This window comes from Stenotrophomonas sp. BR163 (assembly GCF_047520985.2).
GTDB lineage: Bacteria > Pseudomonadota > Gammaproteobacteria > Xanthomonadales > Xanthomonadaceae > Stenotrophomonas > Stenotrophomonas sepilia.
The window spans coordinates 135,774-159,696 of sequence record NZ_JAXBRE020000004.1 but is presented as its reverse complement, the minus strand read 5'-3'; the positions used below and the strand labels follow the sequence as shown (position 1 = coordinate 159,696).

Genomic DNA, 23,923 nt, shown 5'->3' with positions numbered 1-23,923 from the left:
CTCAGGCAAGCCCCGTGAACAGGGAACCGCGCTCAGCGCGAGCGCGGCAGGTCGGTGACGGTCGGCGGAATGCCCGGTGCAGACGCCGGCTCGGGCGGTGATGGGGACTTGTCGCGGCTGCGCTCGATCACTTCCACCTTCGGCTCCTTCCATGGACCGGTCACCTTGTAGGTTCGGGCGCCAATCTCGCCCAGCGGCTTGGACAATACCGCATTGGTGGCCGCGCCCAGCGCGGCCCCCACCGGGCCGCCGGCCACCGCACCGACCACGGTCAGCAGGTTGCCCGCGCGCGGGTTGACGTCGATGGTCTGGTCGAACCGCTGATTGCGCAGGTCGGCCTGGCCACGGATGGTGATGTTGGCCGCCGGGCCTTCGATCAGCACCTTGTCGGTGCGCGCCATGCCCTGGCCGAACTGCATGCTGCCGTCGATCTGGTTGAACGCGAAGCCCTTGGAGAAAAAGTCGCGGAAGTCGAACATCAGGCGCCGCGGCAGCTGCGCGACGCTGAGCAGGCCCAGCACGCGGCCGGCGCCTGGCTCCAGCTCCAGCAGCTGGCCATTGCGCGCGTGCAGGTCGAGACTGCCCTGCAGGTTGCCCAGCTGGAAGTCCGACGGGCCTCCGCTCCACGAGGCCTGCAACTGCGCCTGGCCGGAACCGCCGCGCAACTGGCCGCCGTAATCAAGATTCCGCATCAACCCACCCAGATCCTCGCTGCGCACCTGTGCGGTCAACTCGGTACGGGCACCACCGGTCCGGCCCAGCCAGCGACCGCTGATGTCGATCTCCTGGTCCGGCGCACGGAAACGCAGCGCATCCACGTTCAGGCCATTGGCCAACGGTCGCGTGCGCAGCACCGCCTGGCCCAGCACCACCTTGCCGAACTTCAGGTCGGCAATGTCCAGCGCGAACGGCGGCAGCTTGGCCGGGTCCATGTCGTTGGCACCGGCCTGTACCCGCGCCGGTGCAACCGGCGCGCCCGGTGCCGCCGGCAGTGACTGCCAGTGCACGCGGTCAAGCTGGCCACTGATCGTGCCACCGTCCGCATTGGGGACGGTCAGGCGTCCGGCCAGCGACGGGCCGTCCAGCCGCACATCCAGTGCCTGTGAGCCCGGGTGCAGCTGCAGCCGGGTCTGCTCGAACACGCCGCCGATCAGCTTCAACTGGCCAACCTGGACGTCCACCGCTCGCAGCGGCATCGCATCGTCGTCCCCGCCACCCCGCGCCAGGCCGATCCACTCCAGCGCATCCAGCGTCGCGCTGCGGCCATTGACCGTCAGCCCGCTCGGCGGCGGCTCACGATCAACATGGTCACTGCCCAGCGTGACCTGCACGCCGGTCTGGTTGTTGTGGCTGCGTGCGGCCAGGGCCAGGCGCTGGCCGAAGGCCACATCGATGCGGCCGGCGCCCATCGGCAACTGCGCGGCCACCGTGGTCGCCAGCGGTTCGGCGGCCGGCTTGTCCAGCGGTGCCGGCAGGTCCAGCCGGGTGCCGACCAGGTCCGAACTCAACCGCAGTTCACTCGGCGGCGCGGGCGCGCCCGGGGCCACCTTGGGCAGGTTGACCGCGATGGTCCACGCAGAAGTGCCGGTGATGTAGGGCTTGAGCCAGGTCATTTCCGGTGCGCGGTCGATCAGCACCCCGGCATCAAGGCGGGCCGTCAGCTGCGATTCGAAGGCGCGCGTGCTGTCGTGCACGTAGCCGCCGGCACGCAGGCTCAGCCGTCCTTCCTGGCCGAGGTGGCGCACCGCCAGGTCCTCGGCACCGAAACCGCCATTGCTGTAGCGCGCCTGCCCGTGCATGTTGTCAAAGGTCAGCTGGAAGCGCTTGTCGACCAGCTTCACGCCGGCCAGATCGACCGTGCCCTGCAGGTGGCCCTCGCCCTCGTCCTGATGCAGCGGCTGCAGCAGATCGAAGGTCACATGGGCCGGACCACTGGCCACCAGATTGTCCAGGGTATCGCCGTAATCCTTGTGCAACGGGCTCTGGCGCAGCATCGCCAGCAGCTTGCCGGCCTCGCTCGGCGCGTCGGCACGTACGTACAACGGCTGGTGCCCGAAGTCCGGAATGCCCGCTTCGAATTTCTGTACCGCCACGCCGGCAAGATCACCCCGTCCACGCATGTCGAAGCCAGGGCCGATGAAGGCGATGTCGGCGTCGACCTGGCTCATCAGCGGCCAGTCGTGCTGGAAGCGGATGTCGCCATTGGTGATGTGGCCGGTGGCCTCGAAGCGGCCATCATTGTTGTCGAACGGCCAGTCGTCCAGGTCACCGGTGACCAGGCCGACACCACCACGCACCTGGCCGCCAGCCAGCGCCATGTCCAGCCAGTCGGTGGCGCCCTTGCTCATCTTGGAGTGGATCCAGAAGCGCTTGGCCGCCGTCATCGGCACGTCGTCCAGCTTGGCGGCCAGCTGCAGCCACGGCCGCGTACCGTCGCCCTGGAACCAGACGCCGCCGCGCACGTCGGCCGCGTAGTCGGTGCCTTCCACGCGCATCGCCGGCGTTCCGATCCGCCAACCGCCGCCCTCGTCGCGCCACCCCACGACCTGTCCGGCCAGATGCAGGTCATGCCGCACGCCAAAGCCGGTCGGCCAATCGAACTGCAGCTGCCGTTGCGGCTGCAGCTGCAGGCTGAAGCCATCGGCGTCGCCTTCAAAGCGCCCGCCCAGGCCGCGCAGGCCGGGCGAGTTGCCCACGCTGGCGAAACCCAGCGACTGCAGTTCACCCTGCGCCCACAGGGGGCCATCGTGTTCGCCCGACAGCTGCAACGCGCGCACGTCCAGCTGCGGCCTGGACAGGAACAGCCAGCGCCGCAGACCCGGTTCAAGGAGATTGCTCAGGGCCAGCCCGCGCAGCGCGGTACCGACCTGCACCGCACCGGCGTTCACCCGCAGCTGCTTGCCGACCTGCAGCTGCAGGCCATCGAGCTGCTGTGCGCCATCTTCGGTCTTCAGGCGCAGGCGCGGCACCTGCAACGCCCAGCCATCGGCCTGGCGCTGCCAGCGCAGGCGGGCCTGCAGCCGCTGCAGCTGCAGCTGCGGCGCTGCCACGCCGGGCATCGGTGCACCGTCGACGCGCACGTCCCGCAGGTCCGAATCGGTGGTCAGCGCGACCGGCGCGAAATCACGCAGGGTCAGCCACAGGTTCAGCTCGCCCTTGCCCTCGCGCAGGCGCACGCCGCCGGCCGCCAGCAAGGGCGACCAGGCATGGAAATCGACCGGGTCGGCACCCAGCCAGGCCTGGCCGTTGCCGCGCATGCGGTCCACGTCCAGTACCGCGGTCAGCGGCAGCGCTTCGGCCTGCGCCCAGGCGCGTACACCCACGCGCAGGCGATCACCATTGACCCGCATGCGCAGGTCGATGCGCGGCAGCGTGGTGTCGATGCCGATCCCCGGCGCGTGCACGCCCAGGCGGCCGCCGATCACCTGCAGCTCGCCGAGCCGGCGCAACCCATCCAGCGGATCCCCCCCGTTGTCGGATTGCGGCAACCCGCGCACCGACCAGCGTCCGTCTTCGCCCTGCTGCAGGTCCAGGGCCAGGCCACGCAGGCGCAATTCGGTCAGCGAGCGCCCGGGCAGCAGCCCGCTGTACATCGATACCAGCACCTCGGCCTCGCCGATCGCCAGGCCCTGCCCGGCACCGATGCGCAGGCCCTTCAGCTGCAGCAGCGGGCCACGACGGGTCCAGGTCGTCTGCAGCTGCTCGAAACGCACTGGCTGGCCGGCCCGCTCACTCAGCCAGGCGGCGATCCTGTCGGGATGACGCTCGGCCAGCGGCAGCAGCTGGCTGAAGGTACCCACCAGCAGTGCAAGCCCGACCAGGCCCACCGCACAGGCGGCAATGAAATGACGGCGGATCCTTCGCAGTCGCAGGCGCGGCGGCGCGCTCATCGGCCACCGCCGGCCTGCAGCCGGCGAGGATCAGAGCAGAACGACATCGAATTGCTCCTGCAGGTACTGCTCGTCCGCCTGGAAGCGGATGCTCTTGCCGAGGAACTCTTCCAGCTCGGCCACCGCCGAGGATTCCTCATCGGTGATGCGCGCGACGACCTTGGTCGATGCGATCACCAGCAGGCGCGCGGCATCGAACTGGCGCACGGCACGGGTGATCTCGCGGAAGATCTCGTAGGTCACCGTCTCGGTGGTCTTGATGCTGCCGCGGCCACTGCACTGCGGGCAGGTCTCCGACAGCTGGCGCTCCAGGCTTTCCACCGTGCGCTTGCGGGTCATTTCCACCAGGCCCAGCGGCGAGAAGTCGTACACCGTGGTCTTGGCATGGTCGCGGGCCAGCGCCTTTTCCAGCGTGCGCAGCACCTGACGGCGATGCTCTGCATCATCCATATCGATGAAGTCGATGATGATGATGCCGCCCAGGTTGCGCAGCCGCAGCTGACGCGCCACTGCCTGCGCCGCTTCCAGGTTGGTGCGGAACACCGTCTCTTCCAGGTTGCGCTGGCCGAGGAACGAGCCGGTATTGACGTCGATGGTGGTCATCGCCTCGGTCTGGTCGATCACCAGGTAGCCACCGGACTTGAGCGGCACCTGCTTGTCCAGCGCGCGGCCGATCTCGTCTTCCACGCCGAACATGTCGAAGATCGGGCGGTCGCCGGAATACAGCTCCAGCTTTTCGGCCAGCACCGGCATGTACTTGGCGACGAAAGCCTGCAACTGGCCGAACGTCTCCTTCGAGTCCACCTTCACCTTGTCCACGTCCTTGCGGATCAGGTCGCGCACGGACCGCAGCGGCAGGCTCAGGTCTTCATAGATGATGCTGCACGACGGCGCTTCGCGGCCGCGGCGCTCGACCACGTTCCACACGCGCGACAGGTAGGCGATGTCCTCGGCGATGGCCTCGGCCGGCTGCCCTTCGGCGTTGGTCCGCACGATGTAACCGTAGCCACCATGCTGTGCCGACAGTTCGGTCACCAGCGCCTTCAGGCGGGCGCGCTCGGTTTCGTCCTCGATGCGCGCCGACACGCCCACTACCTTGGACTGCGGCAGCAGCACCATGTAGCGCGAGGGAATGCTGATCTGCGTGGTCAGGCGGGCGCCCTTGGTGCCGATCGGGTCCTTCACCACCTGCACCACGATGTCCTGGCCGTCACGCAGCAGCTCGACGATCGGCACGCTGGCCGGCGGCGGCAGGGTGGTGTTCTCGGTGTCGGCGCTGGCCACCGGCGCCGGGCGCACCACGTCGTTGGCGTGCAGGAACGCGGCGCGCTCCAGGCCGACTTCGACGAAGGCGGCCTGCATGCCGGGCATGACCCGCTGCACCTTGCCCTTGTAGATGTTGCCGACCACGCCACGGCGCCAACCGCGCTCGATGTGCAGTTCCTGCAGCATGCCGTTTTCGATCACCGCGACCCGGGTCTCGCGCGGGGTCACATTGACCAGGATTTCCTCAGACATCGGCAGCCTCCCTGGCGGCATCGGCAGTGGGGACCGGCACGCCACAGCGCGCCAGCAGACGATCGGTATGCAGCAGCGGCAGCCCCATCACGCCGGAGTAGCTGCCGGAAAGATGTTCGATCCAGCGTTCGGCCCCGCCCTGGATGGCATAGGCACCGGCCTTGTCCAGCGGCTCGCCGGTGGCGACATAGGCGGCGATGTCGGCGGCGTCGATCGGGGCGAAGGTCACCTCGGAAATGACCAGCTCGCTGTCCAGGCCGCCCGCACCGACCACCACCACGGCGGTCATCACCTGGTGGGTGCGCCCGGCCAGCCGCGCCAGCATCGCCCGCGCGTCAGCGGCATCGACCGGCTTGCCGAAGACCTCGCCATCCAGCACGACCTCGGTATCCGAACCAAGCACCCGCGCCTGCGGGTCGTCGGCCAGCACCCGGGCCAGCCCGGCGCGCGCCTTGTCGGCGGCGACCCGGCATACATACTGTTCGGCGCTTTCAGTGGCCGCGCGCTGCTCGACGACCTCTAGGTCAAGGGCCTGGAAGGGGCGTCCGAGTCGGGCCAGCAGCTGGTTGCGTCGGGGGGAGCGGGAAGCAAGATAGAGCATCGGCACAGCATAACCTGAGGCCGCCACCTGAATCGTCGGCAACCCGTTACGGAACGCGTACAACCCCGATCAGGCTCACAGCGCGTTCATCGCTACGACACCACCCTCACCGGCACAACAAGGAGATCCCATGCGCCTGACCGCCACCCCGCTGCTGCTTGCCCTGTCCCTCGCCCTTGGAACCTCGATGACTGCTCATGCCGCTCCGTCGTCGCCGTCGATCGCCGCCGCGGCCGAAGGCACCCTGCTGAACATCTCGGCCAATGCCGAGGCCACCCGCGTGCCGGACGTTGCCACCCTGTCGGCCGGTGTGGTCACCCAGGCAGCCGACGGCAACAGCGCCATGCGCCAGAACGCCCAGCAGATGGACAAGGTGCTGGCCGCGATCAAGGCCGCCGGCATCGCCGAGCGCGACGTGCAGACCAGCGGCGTCAGCCTCAACCCGCAGTACCGCTATGCCGACAATGAGGCACCGAAGATCACCGGCTACCAGGCCAGCAACACGGTCAGCCTGAAGGTCCGCGACATCGCCAAGCTCGGCAAGGTGCTCGACGCGCTGGCCGCGCAGGGTGCCAACCAGATCAACGGTCCGCAGTTTGAGATCGACCAGCCCGAACCGGTCTATGACGAAGCCCGCCTGGCCGCCCTGAAGAAGGCCCAGGCCCGCGCCCAGACCTATGCCAGGTCGCTGGGCCTGCAGGTGCGCCGCATCGTCAGCATTTCCGAGAACAGCAACGGCGGTTTCCGCCCGATGCCGATGATGCGCACCATGGCCGCCGGCGCGGCGATGGACAAGGCCACCCCGGTCGCACCGGGTGAATCGACCGTCTCGGTCAACCTGGAGGTGGTGTTCGAACTGGGCCGCTGATCGCGCCCGGCACGGCCGACACAGGCGGGTCCCGCAGGGGCCCGCCTTTTTCGTGTATTCCGGCGGCGTTGGCTGAAGGCCAGCCCAACGCGCATGCCCCTGCCTCTAGGCAGTGGCCGCCATGCCGCGCTACTGATGAACTGCCAGCCGCGTGCGGCAACCCCGCCACGGACCCTGGTGCGTTGAGGACTTCGTCACTGGCATGGAGGTGGATCATGGTTCGTACCTATCCCGTTGCATCCCCGCACTTCGACCCCGCCCGCGTAGCCGCCTGGAGTGCAGCGATCGCCCTGCACCTGCTGGCCTTCCTGTTGCTGCTCATCCCTGCGACCTACCAGGCCGTGCAGGCCCCGCGTGAAAAGACGCCGGTCCGGCTGATCGAGAGGATCCCGCCACCGCCGGCGCCGCCGGTTCCGGTCCCGCCAAAAGAGATCGTCCAGGTGGTACCGAAGCCGCGGACGCAGCCGGTGGTACCGCCACTGCCCGCGCCCACCGCGACCGTGGAAGAGACCCAGGGCATCGTATTGCCGGCCGCCGAACCGGCTCCGCCGCAATTGGCGCCCAGCATCGACACCTCCACCCCGCTGGCCGGCGCCCAGCTGCAGTACCGCAGCGCTCCGCCGCCGACCTATCCGATCCAGTCCCTGCGCAACCACGAACAGGGCACGGTGCTGCTGCGGGTGGAAGTGGACACCCGTGGCCAGCCGGTCGCGGTCAGCGTCGAGCGCAGCAGCGGCTCGCGCAACCTGGACCAGGCCGCCCGCCAGCAGGTGCTCAAGCACTGGCGCTTCGAGCCTGCCCAGCGTGACGGCGTAGCGGTCCCGGCCATCGGCATGGTGCCGGTGCAGTTCTCGCTGCCGGACTGAGCGTCCCACCGGCCCGGCCTCGCGCCGGGCCGCCCCCCTGCCACTGCCCGGCAAATGCGGACATGCCCGAGCCAAGCGTTACTGATTAAGCAAAAATTCACGTCTTCGTCACCTGCTGGAAACCTAGATTGGCGCGTCCCGGTATCGATCCGGCGACAGCCCTCAACGCTACGGTTTTCCAGTTAGGAGAGAAGCTGTGAAACACCCGATCCAACGGCCCGCCAGCCGCCGCCGCACCACCCTGGCATCGTCCATCACCCATATCCTTGCTGGCAGCACCCTGCTGCTGGTCGGCGCCGCGGCTTCTTCCTCAGCCTTTGCACAGGAGCAGGCCACCAACCTCGACCGCATCACGGTCACCGGCTCCAACATCCCGCGCACCAACACCGAGACACCGTCGCCGGTGCAGGTGGTGACCCGCCAGGAAATCGACCGGACCGGCAAGACCACGGTCGCCGAGTACCTGCAGACCCTGACCGCCGACGGCGCAGGCTCCATTCCCAAGACCTTCGGCAACGGCTTCGCCGGTGGCGGCGCCGGCATCTCGCTGCGTGGCCTGGGCGCCGGCTCGACGCTGGTGCTGTTGAACGGCCGCCGCATGGCCACCTACGGCCTGGCCGATGACGGCCAGAAGGTCTTCACCGACCTCAGCACCATCCCGCTCGATGCCGTCGAGCGCGTGGAAGTGCTCAAGGACGGCGCCTCGGCGATCTATGGCTCCGACGCCATCGCCGGCGTCGTCAACATCATCCTGCGCAGCGACTTCCAAGGCGCCATCCTGCGCGGTTCCTACGGCATTTCCGGTGACGGCGATGGCGACGCGAAGAAGGCGACCCTCACTGCCGGCACCGGCGACCTGTCCAGCGATGGCTGGAATGCGTTCTTCAGCCTGGACGTCGGCAAGACCGACGCGATCAAGATCAGCGACCGCAAGAACCGCAAGTGGATCGGCACCGGCGATATCCGTCGCTGGGGTTACGACGCTGCAGACGCGCAGTTCCTGGGCGGCGCCTACCTGTCGGGCGGTACCGCCGGCGGCGTGGGTCCCAATGGTTCGGTGTTCGATGCCACCGGTCATCTGGTTGCCCTGCCGGGCTGCGCCGGGCTGACCACGATTCCCGGGCAGAGTGACGCGACCGCGCAGGCCCAGGGTTGCCTGTGGGATCCGGCGCAGCAGTACCGCGACCTGAGCCCGGAAGAGAAGTACGTGAACGTGTTCGGCCGCGCCAGCTTCGCGTTTGGTGAAGGCGGCGAGGTCTATACCGAGATCGGTTACTCGAAGAAGGAAACGATCTTCAGCAATACGCCATCCGGCGTATCCGGCGGCTGGGGCTACCCTGGCGGCCCTGTCAACGCCAACAGCGGTGCCGGTGCGACCCAGCTGTATGCAGGTCATCCGGACAACCCGCTGCCCACCGCGGCCCGCCTGCGTTACAGCGCGTGGGACGTGGGCCCGCGCGTGACCGATAATACCAATGAGTTCAACCGCTTCCTGGTGGGTGTCAAGGGCAACTGGGGCGACTGGAGCTACGACACCGCCTACCTGCATTCCGGCACCGACCTGGTCAACAAGCGCACGGGTTTCCTGCGTTATGACGCAGTACGCTGCGTGCTGGGCAATCCGGCCTGCCCCTATGGCACCTGGCGCATCGGCGACAATGCCTCGCAGACGCCGCAGTCGGTCTACGATGCCATCAGCCCGACCATCAGCGCGCGTGCCAAGTCGAGCCTGGACATGTTCGACTTCACCATCTCGCGCAGCCTGATGGATCTCAAGGGCGGTCCGCTGGGCCTGGCCTTCGGTACGGAGTGGCGCAAGACGAGCAACAGCCTGACGCCGCAGACCTTCACCGATATCGGCCAGATCATCGGCCTGGGCTACTCGGCCTACGACGGCACGCAGAATGTGTATGCCGGCTACGCCGAACTGTCCGCACCGGTGCTGGAGCAGTTGGAGCTGAGCGCTGCGGTCCGCTACGACAAGTACGAAAGCGGCGAAGGCAAGGCCACGCCGAAGCTGGGCGTGAAGTGGACCCCGGCCGACTGGATCGCACTGCGCGCCAGCTACGCTGAAGGCTTCCGTGCGCCGAACCCGGCCGAGAACGGTGACGGTGGCCTGGCCGCTTTCTCCAACGCCCGCGATCCGGTGCGTTGCGCCATCGACCCGGCCAACGAATGCACCGCGCGCTCGGTGGCGATCATCACGCGGCCGAACAAGGACCTGAAGCCGGAAGAGTCCAAGAGCTACTCGGTGGGCATCGTTCTGCAGCCAACCTCGACCACCTCGCTGACTGTGGATGCGTGGGAAATCAAGCGCACCAACGAAATCGCGCAGGGCAGCACCGCCGACGCCATCGCCGCGGGCAACGTTCTCCGCGATGCCAACAACATCGGCGGAGTCGCGAACAGCGGCACCATCCTGGCCGTCAATACCGCCTACGTGAATGCCAACTCCTCGCGCGTCCGCGGCATCGACACCGACATCCGCCAGACCTTCGACATCGGCCCGGGCCAGCTGGAAATGGACCTGCAGTGGAGCCACGTGCTCAAGTTCGAGCGCACCGAGGGTGATACCACCGTCGACTATGTGGGCACCCACGGCAACTGCGACGTGACCAACTGCATCGGCACGCCGAAGGACCGCATCAACTTCGGCACCACCTGGAAGCAGGGCCCGTGGAGCATCAGCGGCGTGGCCAACTACATCAGCAAGCTGGAGAACAAGGACCGCCGCGGCGGTGACTACCTGGCCTTCTATGAAGACGGCGAGCCGGTAGAGAAGATCTCCTCGTTCACCACCTTCGATCTGTCCGGCCGCTGGAACATCACCGAAGCCTTCGAGCTGAACGCTTCGGTGCAGAACGTGTTCGACCGCATTGCGCCGCTCGACCCGAGCACTTATGGTGCAGTCAATTACAACCCGCTGCACTTCAGTGGTGCGATTGGCCGGTACTTCACTGTCGGCGCCAAGTACACGTTCAAATAATCCCGCTGCTGTGTTTGCTTCGAAGGCCCGGGCTGTTGCCCGGGCCTTCGTCGTTTCCTGGCTGTTCGTTGTCCATGCCGGCTCCCGCACACCCGGCCTTGCAGCCATGTTCACGAGTACATGGCTAGGGTGTGCTCGCGGCATCCGGGCCGCAGGGGATCTCAATGGCCACGACATCGCAACGCCTCGGCCTGCCGGCGTTGACTGCACTGGTAGTCGGCTCGATGGTCGGCGCCGGTATCTTTTCGCTGCCGCAGAACGTCGCGCGCAGTGCCGGTCCGGCCGCCGCGATGATCGGCTGGGCCGTCAGTGGCGCCGGCATGCTGATGCTGGCCTTCGTGTTCCAGGCCCTGGCCAACCGCCGTCCGGACCTGGACACCGGCATCTACGCATATGCACGCGAAGGCTTCGGCAACTACATCGGCTTCTCCGCGGCGTGGGGCTACTGGGTTGCTTCGGTACTGGGCAATGCCAGCTTCTTCGTGCTGATCTTCAGCGGCCTGGGCCATTTCATGCCGGTGTTCGGCGAAGGCAACACGCCAGCCGCCGTGGCCGCTTCGTCCGTACTGTTGTGGACCGTCCACCTGCTGGTGCTGCGCGGCCTGCGCACCGCCGCCATCGTCAACGGTCTGGTGACGGTGGCCAAGCTGCTGCCCATCGCACTGTTCCTGGTGCTGGCCGCCGGCGCGTTCCGCATGGAGGTGTTCCGCGCCGACTTCTTCGGCACGCCTGCGCTCGGCGACCTCGGCCAGCAACTGCGCGGCATGATGCTGGTCACCGTGTGGGTGTTCATCGGCATCGAAGGCGCCAGCATCTATTCGCGGCGAGCCGCGCGCCGTGCCGACGTCGGCCGTGCCACGGTGATCGGTTTCCTGGGGGTCTGGCTGCTGCTGGTCCTGGTCAGCCTGCTGTCGATGGGCGTGCTGTCGCAGGCCGAACTGGCCGGGCTGCCCAACCCGTCGATGGCCTACGTGCTGCGCGCCATCGTCGGCGAATGGGGCGCGACGGTGATCATCGCCGGTTCGATCATTTCGGTGCTGGGCGCGCTGCTGGCCTGGGTGCTGCTGTGTGCCGAAGTGCTGTATGCCGCCGCTGGCGACGGCACGATGCCCGCCTTCCTGGGACGCGAGAATGCGCGTGGCGTGCCGGCCAATGCGTTGTGGTTGAGCAACGGGCTGATCCAGTTGTTCCTGCTGCTGGTGCTGTTCAATGCGGGCAGCTACACCGGCCTGGTGCTGCTGGCCGCATCGATGAGCCTGGTGCCCTACTTCCTGTCCACCGCGTTCGGCGTGCAACTGGCCTGGCGCGGGCAGTCCTACGCGGGTGAGCCACGCGTGCGCTGGCGCGATTTCGTGGTCGCGCTGCTGGCCAGCGCCTACGCGCTGTGGCTGGTGTATGCCGGTGGCCTGAACAACCTGCTGCTGTCGGTGCTGCTGTACGTGCCCGGCGTTGTACTGTTTGCGCAGACCCGGCGCCAGCGCGGCGAGCCGGTTTTCACGCGCTGGGAGTGGGCGCTGTTCGGCGCGATCCTGGCAGTAGCGATCGCCACGCTGGCAGCGTTCTGGAAGGGCCGGATCACGCTGTAGCGCCGAGCGCGTGCCCGGCTTGGAGGATGCAGCCGAGCATGGGCTCGCCGCCACAACACGGCAAAAAAAAACCTGCATCTCGCGATGCAGGTTTTGCAAGGTGGCGCCCGAAGTTGGACTCGAACCAACGACCCCCTGATTAACAGTCAAGTGCTCTAACCGGCTGAGCTATTCGGGCAGACGACTAGTATAACCACTCTTCACGCGCGATGGTAGGGGTGATTGGCAATCATTGCGGCAGCCCGATACAGCTGCTCGGCCACCACCAGACGCACCAGCATGTGCGGCAGCGTCAGCGGTCCGATCGACCACTTTTCGTCGGCCAGCGCGGAGACCTCTGGCGAATGCCCTTCCGGGCCACCGATCAGGAACGCGAGGTCCCGGCCCTGCCCGCGCCAATGCTCCAGGCGCTGCGCCAGCTGCTCGGAACTCAACTGCCGCCCCGGCACGTCCAGTGCCACCACGTAAGCGTTCTTCGGCAGCGCGGCGATGACCCGCTTGCCTTCATCCTCGGTGGCACGGCGCGGATCGCGCCCCTTGCCGCGCAGGCCGGGTTCGATTTCCACCAGCTCGAACGGCAGCCAATGCGACAGCCGCTTCTGGTACTCGGCGAAGCCCTGCGCGACCCAGCTGGGGGCGCGTTCACCGGTGGCGATCAGGCGGGCTTTCATCAGCGGTCCTCCAAAACGTCGACGGCGCCATCGGCGCCGTCGAAGGGATGCATCATCGTGTGGCTCAGGCCACTTCGTCGTCGCTGGACGGCGGCTGGTCGCCGACGGTCCACAGGCGCTCGAGGGCGTAGAACTCACGCACGCGCGGCAGCATCACGTGGACGATCACGTCGCCCAGGTCGACCAGCACCCACTCGGCCTCGCGCTCGCCTTCCACGCCCAGTGGCATCACGTCCAGGTTCTTGGCGAAGCGCACGACTTCATCGGCAATCGACTTGACGTGGCGGGTCGAGGTGCCTGAAACGACGATCATGTAATCGGCAACGCTGGACCGGCCGCGCACGTCGATCTCGACCAGGTCCTTGGCCTTCAGGTCTTCGGTGGCTTGGCGGACGCTGGCCAGCAGTTCCGGCACGGACGGCGGCGGGCTGGGCAGATCGACCTTGATGGTCTGGGGCTGGGTCTGGTTGCTCAAAGTGGATCGACTCGATAAACGTGGGGGCGATTATACGGGGATGGCGCGGCCGCGCCATTCACGCCGTGGCCGGGCGGTACAGCCCGTGTGCAGCGACATAGTCGGCCACGGCCGGTGGCAGCAGTGCGCGCCAGGGACCGCCAGCGGCAATCTGCGAGCGCACGGCGCTGGCCGATTCCTCGCGCAGTGGGTGGTGCAGGCGCAGGATGCGCCCGGCCGGGCTGGCGAACAGGGCCTGCTCATTGTCGGCCCAGCGCCCTTGCAGGGCGCGCCCCAGCTCGCCATCGATCGACGCCTGCAACGGACTGCCCGGTCGTTCGGCCACCACGAAGTGAGCCAGATCGAACAGGGCCTCCCATTCGTGCCAGCCGGACAGCCCCAGCAGGCTGTCGGCGCCCACCAGCCAGGCCAGCGGCCGGCTCGGGCCCAGCTCGCCACGCAGCTCGCGCAGGGTGTCGACGGTGTACGACGGGCGACCGGGGCAGCGGGTGGCACGATCCAATTCGCGACGGTCCAGCAGCAGCCCCGGCTCGTCGCCGATGGCCAGCGACAACATCGTGCAGCGCTGCTCAGCGGTGGCACCGGGCACCGCGCGGTGCGGCGGATCGGCGGCCGGCAGCATGCGCACGGCGACCTGCAGTTCATCACGGGCCGCACGCGCGATCGCCAGGTGCCCGAGGTGCACCGGATCGAAGGTGCCCCCGTAGTAGATCCGCAGGCTCATCACTCAGGCCCGCGCCAGCAGGCGCACGGCACGCGGCTCGGCCACGGCCACCAGCAGGCGTTCCAGCGCCAGCCAGGCGTCGCCGTCAGCGCGCCCCTTGGCAATGCGGTCGACCAGCCCCGCCTCGGCCACGAAGCGCTCCCAGCGCTTGCCTTCCGGGTGCCGCTGCAGCGCGCGCTTGTAAGGCGCCTGCCGCGATTCCCAGATGCCGCGCGATTTCATTTCAGCGGCCAGGTTGCCACCACGCGCCTGCACGCGGGCCAGGCCTGCGCCCGCCAGCAGTTCGCGGATCACGATCGGCATCAATGCGGCCACCGCCTCCCCTTCACCGCGCAGGCCGGCCAGCATGCGCAGCACCGCCGGCGGCTGGCCGGAGAACGTCGCCTCCACCAAGCGGAACACGTCGTAGCGGGCAGCGTCAGCCACCAGCGACTCCATCCGTTCCACATCCAACGGCTGGCCGTCGGCCAACAGCGCCAGCTTGTCGATTTCCTGGGCGGCGGCCAGCAGGTTGCCCTCCACCCGCTCGGCCAGGCGCTGCACGGCAGCCGGGTCGGCACGCAGGCCCTTGCCGCGCAGGCGGCGCTCGATCCAGTCCGGCAGTTCGTGCGGCTTGATCGCCCATGCCACCGACAGCACGCCGATGCGGCTGACCGCCTCGGCCCACTTGCCCTGGTGGGCCTTGCTCCATTCATTGGCGGTGATCATCAACACCACGTCCGGCGCCGGGTTGGCGCAGAACTGGCTGATCACCTCGGCGCCCTCCTTGCCCGGCTTGCCGCTGGGCAGGCGCACCTCGACCAGGCGGCGGGCGCTGAACAGGCTGGGCGCATTGAAACTGGCGTCAAGCTGGTTCCAGTCGAAATCACGCCCGTCGGCGTCGAACACTTCGCGTTCGCCGATGCCCGAGGCGCGCGCACGCGCGCGGATGGCATCTGCGGCCTCCAGCACGCGCAGTGTTTCCGGGCCTGCGATCAGGTATACCGGCGCCAACGCGGTGTCAGCGCCCTGGCTGGCCAGCTGCTCCGGACGCAGTTCCATCGTCGCTGCCGCTCAGTGCTTGACGGCGGCGGCCGGCTCTGCCGGCACCGCGCCCTCGATCGGCTTGGCCTTCGGCGCGGACAGGCTGCCCCCCTTCTCGATCTCGGCGCGGACCACGCTGTCGATACGGCGGATGATCGAGGCAGACATTTCCCGGCGCAGCTCCGTGGCCAGGATTTCGCGTTCGGTGGTGGTGCCGGTGGCGTAGGTCGGCGGCGACACGTAGTCGCGTGACAGTTCGATCACCTGCTGCGGCACCAGTTCGCTTCCATCCTCGCGGCGGAAGATGAAGATCACCGCATAGCGCAGGCTGTACTCCTGCGCACGACCCTGCGAGTCGATGGCGATCGGGAGGTCACCCCAGCGCTCGGACAACACCTGCAGCTGGGTACTGGGTTCCTTGCTGTCCTCATCGGCCAGCCTGGCACCGGAGGCCAGCAGGCTGCGATTGAGCAGCTTGACCAGTTCACTGTACGGGGCGGTGGAGACCACCTTCACCGGGGCGGTGTCGGTCGGCAGCATCAGCTTGTTGCGCAGATGGAAGCCGCAGCCGGCAAGGCCGAGGACAAGAACGAGGGCAAGCAGGATTCGGGTCATGGAGACAGTCTGGCGGAGCCGGGCGATCACGGCAACACACAGCGTGCCCGAAGCCGCGTGAATGCAGGGCCATCAAGCACCCGGCCCTGCTTCTGGAAAGGCACCGGCCACCGCGCGGGTGGCCGGTGCGAGGTACATCAGGCGGCGACGATGTTCACGATCTTGCCCGGGACGATGATGATCTTGCGCACCGTCAGGCCTTCCATGAACCTGGCCGCGTTGGGCTCGGCCAGCGCCAGCGCCTCGACCTGCTCGCGCGCGGCATCGGCCGCCACCTCGATGGTGCCGCGCAGCTTGCCGTTGACCTGCACCGCCAGGGTCAGCGCATCGCGTACCAGCGCACTGCTGTCGGCCTGCGGGAACGGCTGGTCTTCCAGCAGCGTCTCGCCATGGCCCAGCACCTGCCAGAGGGCGTGGCTGGCATGCGGCGTGATCGGGTTCAGCAGCAGCACGACGGCCTGCAGCGCTTCCTGGCGCACCGCGCGGCCCTGCTCGCTGTCGTCCTCGAACCTGGCCAGCGCGTTCATCAGCTCCATCACCGCTGCGATGGCGGTATTGAAGCTGTGGCGGCGGCCGTAGTCGTCACCGACCTTGCCGATGGTTTCATGGGTCTTGCGGCGCAGCGCCTTCTGGTTGGCATCCAGTGCTGCAACGTCCAGCGCCGGGGCGGCACCGTCGGCAGCATGCTTCTGCACCTGGGCCCACAGGCGGCGCAGGAAGCGCGCCATGCCGTCCACGCCGGCCTCGTTCCACTCCAGCGACTGCTCCGGCGGCGCGGCGAACATCGAGAACAGGCGCACGGTGTCGGCGCCGTACTTGCCGACCATCGCCTGCGGGTCCACGCCGTTGTTCTTCGACTTGGACATCTTCTCGGTGCCACCGACCACCACCGGCTGGCCGTCGGCGATCAGGGTGGCGCCAGTGATGCGGCCGCGCTCGTCACGCTGCACTTCCACATCGGCCGGGTTGATCCAGTCCTTCGAACCGTCCGGATTCGGGCGGTAGTAGGTCTCGGCGATCACCATGCCCTGGCACAGCAGGTTGCGCGCCGGCTCGTTGCTGTCCACCATCCGCGCGTCGCGCAGCAGCTTGTGGTAGAAGCGGAAATACATCAGGTGCAGGATCGCGTGCTCGATGCCACCGATGTACTGGTCGACCGGCAGCCAGTAGTTGCCGCGCTTGTCGACGGCGTCACGGGCACCCGGCGAGGTGTAGCGGGCGTAGTACCAGCTCGACTCCATGAAGGTGTCGAAGGTGTCGGTCTCGCGCTCGGCGGCGCCACCGCATTCCGGGCAGGTGGTCTTGCGCCATTCCGGGTCGGTCTTGATCGGCGAACCGGTCCCGGAGAACGCCACGTCCTCCGGCAGTACCACCGGCAGCTGCTCCTCCGGCACCGGCACCGCACCGCACTTGGCGCAGTAGATCACCGGAATCGGGCAGCCCCAGTAGCGCTGGCGGCTCACGCCCCAGTCACGCAGGCGGTAGTTGACGCGGCGCTGGCCCTGGGCCTTGCGCTCGAAACGTTCGGCCAGCGCTTCGAACGCGCCCTGGAAGTCCAAGCCGTCGAATTCGGCCGAGTTGACCAGTTCGAACGCACGGTTCTTGTCGCTATACCAGTCCTGCCAGCGGCTGCCGTCCCAGTTGCGTTCTTCTTCAGTGCGCGGGTCCTTCAGCGCGATGACCTGCTTGATCGGCAGGCCGTACTTGTTGGCCACTTCATTGTCGCGCTGGTCATGGCCCGGCACCGCCATCACCGCACCGGTGCCGTAGCCCATCAGCACGAAATTGGCGACCCACACCGGGACCGGCTCGCCGGTGACCGGGTGCAGCGCGCGCAGGCCGGTGTCCATGCCGCGCTTTTCCTGGGTCTCCAGCTCGGCCTCGGACACACCGCCCTGCTTCAGGTCGGCCAGCAGCGCGGCCAGTTCCGGATTGTTCTTCGCCGCGTGCAGCGCCAGCGGGTGTTCGGCGGCGATCGACACGAAGGTCACGCCCATCACCGTGTCCGGGCGGGTGGTGAACACGCGCAGCGGATCCAGCACGCCACCATCGACGTCGCGCACGTCGAACTGGATTTCCAGGCCCTCCGAGCGGCCGATCCAGTTGCGTTGCATGGTCTTGACTGATTCCGGCCAGCCGTCCAGCTCGTCCAGGCCATCCAGCAGTTCCTGGGCGTAGTCGGTGATGCGCAGGAACCACTGCGGGATCTCACGCTTCTCCACCAGCGCACCGGAGCGCCAGCCGCGGCCGTCGATGACCTGCTCGTTGGCCAGCACGGTCTGGTCGACCGGGTCCCAGTTCACCACCGCGTTGCGGCGATAGGCCAGGCCCTTGCGCATCAGGCGGGTGAACATGCGCTGCTCGTGGACGTAATAGTCCGGACGGCAGGTGGCGAACTCGCGCGACCAGTCGATGGCATAGCCCAGCGATTTCAGCTGGCTGCGCATGTGGTCAATGTTCTTGTAGGTCCACGCCGCCGGCGCGGTCTTGTTCTTGATCGCGGCATTTTCCGCCGGCAGGCCGAACGCGTCCCAGCCCATCGGCTGCAGCACGTTGTGGCCGGTCATACGCTTGTAGCGGCTGATCACGTCGCCAATCGTGTAATTGCGCACGTGGCCCATGTGCAGCGCACCGGACGGGTACGGAAGCATCGACAGGCAGTAGTACTTCGGCTTGTCCGAGGTCTCGTCGACCTCGAAGGCACGGGTGGCGTCCCAGTACTGCTGGGCGGCGGATTCAACCTGCTGCGGGTCGTAGGCGTTGGTTTCAGCGCTGGTCATGGAACACGCGGATGCGGCGGCAAAGCGGTACAGCGTACCGCAGTGCGGCAAACGTCTCCAATCCTGCCTGCTGGGGGTGGGCGCCGCGATGCCCCGGGCGCCGTCTCAGCGTTGGCGCGACAGCGGCAGTGCGGTGGCCAGCCAGACCACCCAGCAGGCAAACGCCAGCCGTTGTGCCAGCGGCGCCGGCAGCACGCCCTGCAGGGCAAACGCGGCCACCGCAGCCAGCACGCCGCAGCCCAGGGCCAGGGCGCCCAGGGCGCCCAGGGCGCGGCCATGCGCCTGACGCAGCTGTGTCGTGCCCAGCAACAGGGTCCCGGCGACGAAGCCCAGCACCCAGATCATCCAGGCACTGGAATGCCGCTGGCCGGCCGGCCCATGCAGATCGTCCACGTCCAGCGGCAGCAAGCCCATCGCGGCAAAGCCCAGGCCAGCCAGCAGCAGCATCTGGCTGCCGACCCTCGGTGCCCAGCCGGCAGTGGCGGGCAGGCTGCGGCGCAGGCGCTCAGCCACCACCGCAGCGAGCACGCCGGGCAGCACGAAGCCAAGCAGATTGAAGGCCAGCGCATGCGGTACGCCCCGCGCCCCCAGCAGCGCCACCGGGTGGCGGGCCTGTGCATAACCCTCCAGGCCGGCACCGAAGCCAGACACAGCCAGGACGAACACGACTGCGGCAAGCAGTCCCAACCAACGATCAAGCCGGACCATGGACATTGCGCGCAGTCACCCGGAAAAGAATGGATCAGCGCATTGTCGCGGCAGCGACGCGGTGCGCCAAGCACGCGGCCGAGGCCGGGTACTTCCGGCGCACCTCGACCACTACGCCGGTCAGCTGCGGAAAGCGGGCGATCCACGAGCTGTACTGCGTGCCACGCCCCCGAGGCCGTCGCGCGCAATGTGATGGCAGGGTTGAGACGGACATCGATCGTCACCATAGAATCGGTCTCCAGATGCCAAGCGATGCTTTCCCCATGACCGAGACGACCTACGTATTCGACGCCACCACTGCGACCTTCGAGGCCGAAGTCCTGCAGAAGTCGCTGCAGACGCCGGTGCTGGTCGACTTCTGGGCCACCTGGTGCGGGCCGTGCAAGACCCTCGGCCCGATGCTGGAAAAGCTGGCTGCCGAGTACAACGGTGCGTTCGAGCTGGCCAAGGTCGATGTCGACAAGGAACAGCAGATCGCTGCGGCCTTCCAGATCCGCTCGGTGCCGACCGTGTTCCTGGTCAAGGGCGGCCAGCTGGTGGACGGCTTCCCCGGCGCCATTCCGGAAGGCCAGCTGCGTGAGTTCCTGGCCCAGCACGGCATCGTACCGGCCGATGTGGGCGATGCTGTCCCCGAAGATGACACCCCGCTGGATCCGCAGGCGCAGGTCGATGTGCTGCGTGCGCAGATCGCCGCCGAGCCGGACAAGGATGAACTGAAGCTCGACCTGGCCCTGGCCCTGCTGCAGATCGGTGGCGTGGACGAGGCAGGCACCCTGATCGACGGCCTGCCTGCCAACCTGGCCACCGACGACCGCGCCGTGCGTGCCCGCGCCCGCCTGGCCTTCGCCGCCGCGCTGAAGGATGCACCGGCCGCCGAGGTACTGGACGCACGCATCGCCGCTGACGGCAAGGACCTCAAGGCCCGCCACCTGCGCGGCGTGCAACTGCTGCTCGGCGGTCATGACGAGGCCGCGCTGGCCCAGTTCCTGGAAATGCTGCGGATCGACCGCGGATTCGAGGAGGGCCTGCCGCGCAAGGCGCTGATCGACGCCTTCAATGTGATCTCCGACGAGGACCTGGTCGGCCAGTACCGCCGCAGGATGGCGTCGCTGCTGTTCTGAACGGGAACCCGCTCCGTTCAGAATCCCTGCACTGAACGCGGGCAATAATGCCCGCGCTGGTGGCCACGCGGTCGCCACGATCCGTTCGGGGGGATGAGGTCGGGGCCATGGGGTCTTGCAGCTGCACCCCCGCATTGCCGGGATTGCAAACTGTGACCGTCGTCCGCTCTCTGTCGTTCGCCATGCATTTAAGGGGCGCTCTGCTCTGCGCCCTCTTCCTGATGCCCGCCATTGCCGGCGCCCAGGACTGGAACTACCGGGTCCGGCCCGGCGATACCCTGTGGGACCTGGGCGGGCTCTACCTGAAGCCCTCGGTACGCTGGCAGCAGCTGCAGCAGCACAACCGCATCGACAACCCCTACCAGTTGCCGCCGGGCCAGCTGCTGCGCTTCCCGATCAGCTGGCTGCGCACCGAACCGGCGCCGGCCCGGGTGCTGTCCGTGCGCGGCAAGGTCGCGCTGGCAGGCGCCGATGGCACGGCGACCCGCGCGCTCCAGGCCGGCGAACAGCTGCATATCGGTGACACCGTGGAGACCGAAGGCGATTCCAGCATCACCCTGGAATTCGCCGATGCCTCGCGCCTGCAGCTGCGCGAGTACTCGCGCCTGCGCCTGGACCAGCTGAGCCGTTACGGCCACACCGGCATGGTCGACACCCGACTGCGCCTGCAGCAGGGGCGAGCCAGCAACCGGGTGACGCCGGCGCGCGGCCCCGCCTCGCGCTACATCATCGATGCGCCCACCGCGACCAGCAGCGTGCGCGGCACGGTGTTCCGGGTCAGCGCCGGGGATAACGGGCACGTCGGTGCCACCGAGGTCCTGCAGGGCAAGGTGCAGGTCGGCAACTCCCATGGCCAGCGGCTGGTCCGGCCGGGCGAGGCGACCCGCAGCAGCAGTGCCGATGCGGCGCCCGCTGCGGTCTCCGCACTGCTGCCGGCGCCGGCGCTGCGCAATGACGCGCTGCGCCTGGCGCCGCTGCCGACCGTGCTTGCCTGGGAACCGGTCAATGGCGCCGATCATTACCGGGTGGAAGTGGTGCAGGCGGCAACGCCGGAGATCCTGCTGTTCGCCGCCACCACCGCCGACACCCGGCTGGCGATCGGCGATCTGCCGCCTGGCCAACTGCGCATCCTGTTGCGCGCGGTCGACGCCCAGGGGGTCGAAGGCCTGGATGCCAGCGCCGATTTCGAGCTCGGTGACCAGCCACCACCGCCGCTGACCGTATCGCCGCTGCATGGGCAGACGATCAACAGCGACCGCCCGCGTTTCCGCTGGAGCCAGGCCCCCGGTGCGCGCAGCAGCGTCCTGCAGATCGCCACCGAACCCAGCTTCCTGCAGCCCCTGCAGGAGCAGGCCACCCATGCGACCGACCTGCGCCTGGCGCAACCGCTGCCGCCCGGCCAGTACTACTGGCGGGTGGCCTCGCGCGATGGCGAAGGCCGACAGGGCCGGTATGGCCAGGCGTTGCCGCTGCAGCTGAGCAATGAACCGGTGGACCCGGCCCTGCAACCACCCGAGGCCGCACACGGCGAGCTGACGCTGCGCTGGCAGGCCGGCAGCGAGGGCCAGCGCTACCGGGTGCAGGTGGATCGCCGCGGCGACTTCAAGGCACCGCTGGTCGACGAAACCGTGGACCAGCCGCAGGTGAGCTTCAAGCGCCCGTGGAGCGGCACCCTGCATGTACGCGTGCAGTACATCGACGATGACGGCCACGCCAGCGCGTTCTCGCCTGCCCAGCAGGTCCCGCTGCCGTGCCGCCTGTGCTACGGCGCGGGTGGCGGTGCCCTGCTGCTCTGGTTGTTGTTGTGAGGCGCTCGCCGCTGCCATGGTCGAAGCGGATCCTGCTGGCCCTGCTGGCCGGCGTGCTGACCATCGTGGCCAGCCAGGGACAGTGGCTGTGGCGGCAGGACGAGGCGGCCTATGACGCGTTGGTCGGCAACTGGGATTACCGCCCCGATCCCAGCGTGCTGATCGTCGCCATCGACGAAGGCAGCCTGCAGCGCATCGGCCAGTGGCCCTGGCCCCGCTCGGTGCATGCACGCCTGCTTGACCGCCTGACCGATGCCGGCGCCGAACGCGTTGCGCTGGACCTGATGCTGTCCGAACCGGATCGCCGTGACAGCCGACAGGATGATCAACTGGCGGCCGCCATCCGACGCAATGGCCGGGTGGTGCTGCCGGTGCTGGCCGCACCGGCGGCCGGCGACCGCATGGCCGAGGAGATGCTGCCGATCCCACAGATCACTGCCAGTGCTGCCGCCATCGGCCACACCGATGTCGAGGTGGATGGCGACGGCGTCGCCCGTGGCGTCTATCTGCATGCAGGTATCGGCCAGCCGCACTGGCCGGCACTGGGCCTGGCACTGGCCGACCTGCCTGCCGGTGCCGTACGCGGCCTGCCCGATCCCGACCCGGAACTGGGCTCGCCCTATCAATGGCGTCGCGACGATTACGTTCGCGTGCGCTACACCGGCCCCCCCGAGCGGCTGCCGCAGGTGTCCTATGCGGACGTTCTCGATGGCCACGTGGACATGGCGATGCTGCATGGCCGCCGCATCGTAGTGGGCATGACGGCCAGCGGCATCGCGCCCCGCCTGCTGACCCCGACCACCCGCGAGTTCTGGATGAGCGGCAGCGAGTACCAGGCCAACATCACCTCGATGCTGCTGCAGCACAGGCAGATCGATGTTCTACCGCATGCCTGGCAGCACGCCATCAGCGGTGTGCTGGTGGCGCTGTGCGTGATCCTGCTCGGCCTGCGCCTGCCCTGGCTGGTCGCGCTGTGTTCGTTGCCGATGCCTGCCCTGCTGAGCTGGCTGCTGCTGCGCACGAGTGACCTGTGGTGGGCGCCGGCCAGCGCGATGCTGGGCGTGACGCTGGCACTGCTGGTCTGGGCGGTGTGGCGGGTCTCGGCCTGGCACCGCCAGGCCAACCGCGACGGCCTTACCGGCCTGGGCAACCGCCTCCGCTTCGAGCAGTCGCTGCAGCAGGAATGCGATGCAGCGCGGCGCAGCGGCAAGCCATTGAGCCTGGCGTTGATCGACGTCGACCACTTCAAGCGCCATAACGATCGCCACGGGCACCAGGTCGGCGACCGCGTGCTGCGTGATGTCGCCCGCCTGATCGGCGCCCATGCGCGCCGCCCGCGCGACATGGCGGCACGCTACGGTGGCGACGAATTCGCGCTGGTGCTGCCGGATACACCGGCCGAGGGCGCACGCCAGGTGATTGAGGACCTGATTGCCTGCGTGCGCGCCTTGCCGGCGCCGGGCGATGGCAGCGACGATACCGTCACGCTCACCATCGGCGTATTCACCCGCGTGCCCGACGGCGAACTGCAGCCCCACCATTTCGTGGAAGGCGCCGACACCGCCCTTTATCAGGCCAAGGCCAACGGCCGCGACGGGTACATGATCGACGGCCCATGAGGCAGGACATGCACGCCGCCGTAGGACACACGCCCGGGGTGCAACATACGCATGCGAATGGTTA

Annotated in this window: 17 protein-coding genes and 1 tRNA gene; 7 read left to right on the top strand and 11 right to left on the bottom strand. The window is 68.1% G+C overall.

Features of this window, described 5'->3' with window-relative positions; all coding sequences use genetic code 11:
* Positions 1-32: 32 nt before the first annotated feature.
* The 3 genes from ACM0PY_RS04990 to ACM0PY_RS04980 are packed head-to-tail and all read right to left on the bottom strand — an operon-like array spanning position 33 to position 6,009.
* A complete protein-coding gene (locus ACM0PY_RS04990) occupies positions 33-3,890 on the bottom strand; it encodes a YhdP family protein (RefSeq protein ID WP_180884565.1) in 3,858 nt (1,285 codons plus the stop codon).
* Positions 3,891-3,920: 30 nt separating this feature from the next.
* On the bottom strand, positions 3,921-5,408 hold the full coding sequence (rng, locus tag ACM0PY_RS04985) for a ribonuclease G (protein ID WP_005418079.1): 1,488 nt from the start codon (positions 5,406-5,408) through the stop codon (positions 3,921-3,923).
* Positions 5,401-6,009, bottom strand: a complete 609-nt coding sequence (locus ACM0PY_RS04980; protein ID WP_065179231.1) for a Maf family nucleotide pyrophosphatase — start codon at positions 6,007-6,009, stop codon at positions 5,401-5,403. Before ACM0PY_RS04980 ends, rng begins: the two co-directional genes overlap by 8 nt.
* A gap of 130 nt (positions 6,010-6,139) precedes the next feature.
* Here ACM0PY_RS04980 and ACM0PY_RS04975 point away from each other — a divergent pair, with 130 nt between their 5' ends.
* The 4 genes from ACM0PY_RS04975 (at position 6,140) to arcD (ending at position 12,315) form a co-directional block, all read left to right on the top strand.
* On the top strand, positions 6,140-6,877 hold the full coding sequence (locus ACM0PY_RS04975; protein WP_111126989.1) for an SIMPL domain-containing protein: 738 nt from the start codon (positions 6,140-6,142) through the stop codon (positions 6,875-6,877).
* 215 nt (positions 6,878-7,092) lie between these two features.
* Positions 7,093-7,743: an energy transducer TonB gene (locus tag ACM0PY_RS04970; protein WP_235646709.1), complete on the top strand. Its 651-nt coding sequence runs from the start codon at positions 7,093-7,095 to the stop codon at positions 7,741-7,743.
* A gap of 196 nt (positions 7,744-7,939) precedes the next feature.
* On the top strand, positions 7,940-10,729 hold the full coding sequence (locus tag ACM0PY_RS04965; protein WP_134972465.1) for a TonB-dependent receptor: 2,790 nt from the start codon (positions 7,940-7,942) through the stop codon (positions 10,727-10,729).
* A 164-nt stretch (positions 10,730-10,893) separates the two neighbouring features.
* The gene (gene arcD, locus ACM0PY_RS04960; RefSeq protein WP_134972466.1) at positions 10,894-12,315 is read left to right on the top strand and encodes an arginine-ornithine antiporter; all 1,422 of its coding nucleotides are present in this window, start codon (positions 10,894-10,896) and stop codon (positions 12,313-12,315) included.
* A 101-nt stretch (positions 12,316-12,416) separates the two neighbouring features.
* On the opposite strand, the gene ACM0PY_RS04955 is transcribed toward arcD, so the two are convergent.
* The 8 genes from ACM0PY_RS04955 to ACM0PY_RS04920 form a co-directional block, all read right to left on the bottom strand.
* Positions 12,417-12,493 (bottom strand) — tRNA-Asn (locus tag ACM0PY_RS04955).
* 22 nt (positions 12,494-12,515) lie between these two features.
* Complete coding sequence (rlmH, locus tag ACM0PY_RS04950) at positions 12,516-12,986, bottom strand: 23S rRNA (pseudouridine(1915)-N(3))-methyltransferase RlmH (protein ID WP_005418108.1); 471 nt, start codon at positions 12,984-12,986, stop codon at positions 12,516-12,518.
* Positions 12,987-13,050: 64 nt separating this feature from the next.
* A complete protein-coding gene (rsfS, locus tag ACM0PY_RS04945; protein WP_005410536.1) occupies positions 13,051-13,461 on the bottom strand; it encodes a ribosome silencing factor in 411 nt (136 codons plus the stop codon).
* A 58-nt stretch (positions 13,462-13,519) separates the two neighbouring features.
* On the bottom strand, positions 13,520-14,185 hold the full coding sequence (gene nadD, locus ACM0PY_RS04940) for a nicotinate-nucleotide adenylyltransferase (protein ID WP_069139612.1): 666 nt from the start codon (positions 14,183-14,185) through the stop codon (positions 13,520-13,522).
* A 3-nt stretch (positions 14,186-14,188) separates the two neighbouring features.
* Complete coding sequence (holA, locus tag ACM0PY_RS04935; RefSeq protein ID WP_049414424.1) at positions 14,189-15,226, bottom strand: DNA polymerase III subunit delta; 1,038 nt, start codon at positions 15,224-15,226, stop codon at positions 14,189-14,191.
* Between the two features lie 12 nt (positions 15,227-15,238).
* On the bottom strand, positions 15,239-15,823 hold the full coding sequence (locus tag ACM0PY_RS04930; protein WP_253137224.1) for an LPS-assembly lipoprotein LptE: 585 nt from the start codon (positions 15,821-15,823) through the stop codon (positions 15,239-15,241).
* A 137-nt stretch (positions 15,824-15,960) separates the two neighbouring features.
* Positions 15,961-18,603 carry a leucine--tRNA ligase gene (leuS, locus tag ACM0PY_RS04925; RefSeq protein ID WP_111201801.1) on the bottom strand — a complete coding sequence of 881 codons (2,643 nt, stop codon included), beginning with the start codon at positions 18,601-18,603 and terminating at the stop codon, positions 15,961-15,963.
* Positions 18,604-18,708: 105 nt separating this feature from the next.
* Positions 18,709-19,317, bottom strand: a complete 609-nt coding sequence (locus tag ACM0PY_RS04920) for a DUF998 domain-containing protein (protein ID WP_180884560.1) — start codon at positions 19,315-19,317, stop codon at positions 18,709-18,711.
* 257 nt (positions 19,318-19,574) lie between these two features.
* On the opposite strand from ACM0PY_RS04920, the gene trxA reads away from it, so the two are divergent.
* The 3 genes from trxA (at position 19,575) to ACM0PY_RS04905 (ending at position 23,859) form a co-directional block, all read left to right on the top strand.
* Positions 19,575-20,432: a thioredoxin gene (gene trxA, locus ACM0PY_RS04915; RefSeq protein WP_069139614.1), complete on the top strand. Its 858-nt coding sequence runs from the start codon at positions 19,575-19,577 to the stop codon at positions 20,430-20,432.
* Positions 20,433-20,539: 107 nt separating this feature from the next.
* On the top strand, positions 20,540-22,240 hold the full coding sequence (locus ACM0PY_RS04910; protein WP_134972588.1) for a FecR family protein: 1,701 nt from the start codon (positions 20,540-20,542) through the stop codon (positions 22,238-22,240).
* Complete coding sequence (locus ACM0PY_RS04905; RefSeq protein WP_134972587.1) at positions 22,237-23,859, top strand: CHASE2 domain-containing protein; 1,623 nt, start codon at positions 22,237-22,239, stop codon at positions 23,857-23,859. Before ACM0PY_RS04910 ends, ACM0PY_RS04905 begins: the two co-directional genes overlap by 4 nt.
* The last annotated feature ends 64 nt before the right edge of the window (positions 23,860-23,923 follow it).

Excerpts from the sequence above, each read along its gene's own strand:
- arcD (WP_134972466.1), top strand. The coding sequence starts at position 10,894 with ATGGCCACGACATCGCAACGCCTCGGCCTGCCGGCGTTGACTGCACTG.
- trxA (WP_069139614.1), top strand. The coding sequence starts at position 19,575 with ATGACCGAGACGACCTACGTATTCGACGCCACCACTGCGACCTTCGAG.
- rlmH (WP_005418108.1), bottom strand. The coding sequence starts at position 12,986 with ATGAAAGCCCGCCTGATCGCCACCGGTGAACGCGCCCCCAGCTGGGTC.
- nadD (WP_069139612.1), bottom strand. The coding sequence starts at position 14,185 with ATGAGCCTGCGGATCTACTACGGGGGCACCTTCGATCCGGTGCACCTC.
- rng (WP_005418079.1), bottom strand. The coding sequence starts at position 5,408 with ATGTCTGAGGAAATCCTGGTCAATGTGACCCCGCGCGAGACCCGGGTC.
- ACM0PY_RS04930 (WP_253137224.1), bottom strand. The coding sequence starts at position 15,823 with ATGACCCGAATCCTGCTTGCCCTCGTTCTTGTCCTCGGCCTTGCCGGC.
- holA (WP_049414424.1), bottom strand. The coding sequence starts at position 15,226 with ATGGAACTGCGTCCGGAGCAGCTGGCCAGCCAGGGCGCTGACACCGCG.
- ACM0PY_RS04920 (WP_180884560.1), bottom strand. The coding sequence starts at position 19,317 with ATGTCCATGGTCCGGCTTGATCGTTGGTTGGGACTGCTTGCCGCAGTC.
- ACM0PY_RS04975 (WP_111126989.1), top strand. The coding sequence starts at position 6,140 with ATGCGCCTGACCGCCACCCCGCTGCTGCTTGCCCTGTCCCTCGCCCTT.
- leuS (WP_111201801.1), bottom strand. The coding sequence starts at position 18,603 with ATGACCAGCGCTGAAACCAACGCCTACGACCCGCAGCAGGTTGAATCC.
- ACM0PY_RS04990 (WP_180884565.1), bottom strand. The coding sequence starts at position 3,890 with ATGAGCGCGCCGCCGCGCCTGCGACTGCGAAGGATCCGCCGTCATTTC.
- ACM0PY_RS04980 (WP_065179231.1), bottom strand. The coding sequence starts at position 6,009 with ATGCTCTATCTTGCTTCCCGCTCCCCCCGACGCAACCAGCTGCTGGCC.
- ACM0PY_RS04910 (WP_134972588.1), top strand. The coding sequence starts at position 20,540 with ATGGGGTCTTGCAGCTGCACCCCCGCATTGCCGGGATTGCAAACTGTG.
- ACM0PY_RS04970 (WP_235646709.1), top strand. The coding sequence starts at position 7,093 with ATGGTTCGTACCTATCCCGTTGCATCCCCGCACTTCGACCCCGCCCGC.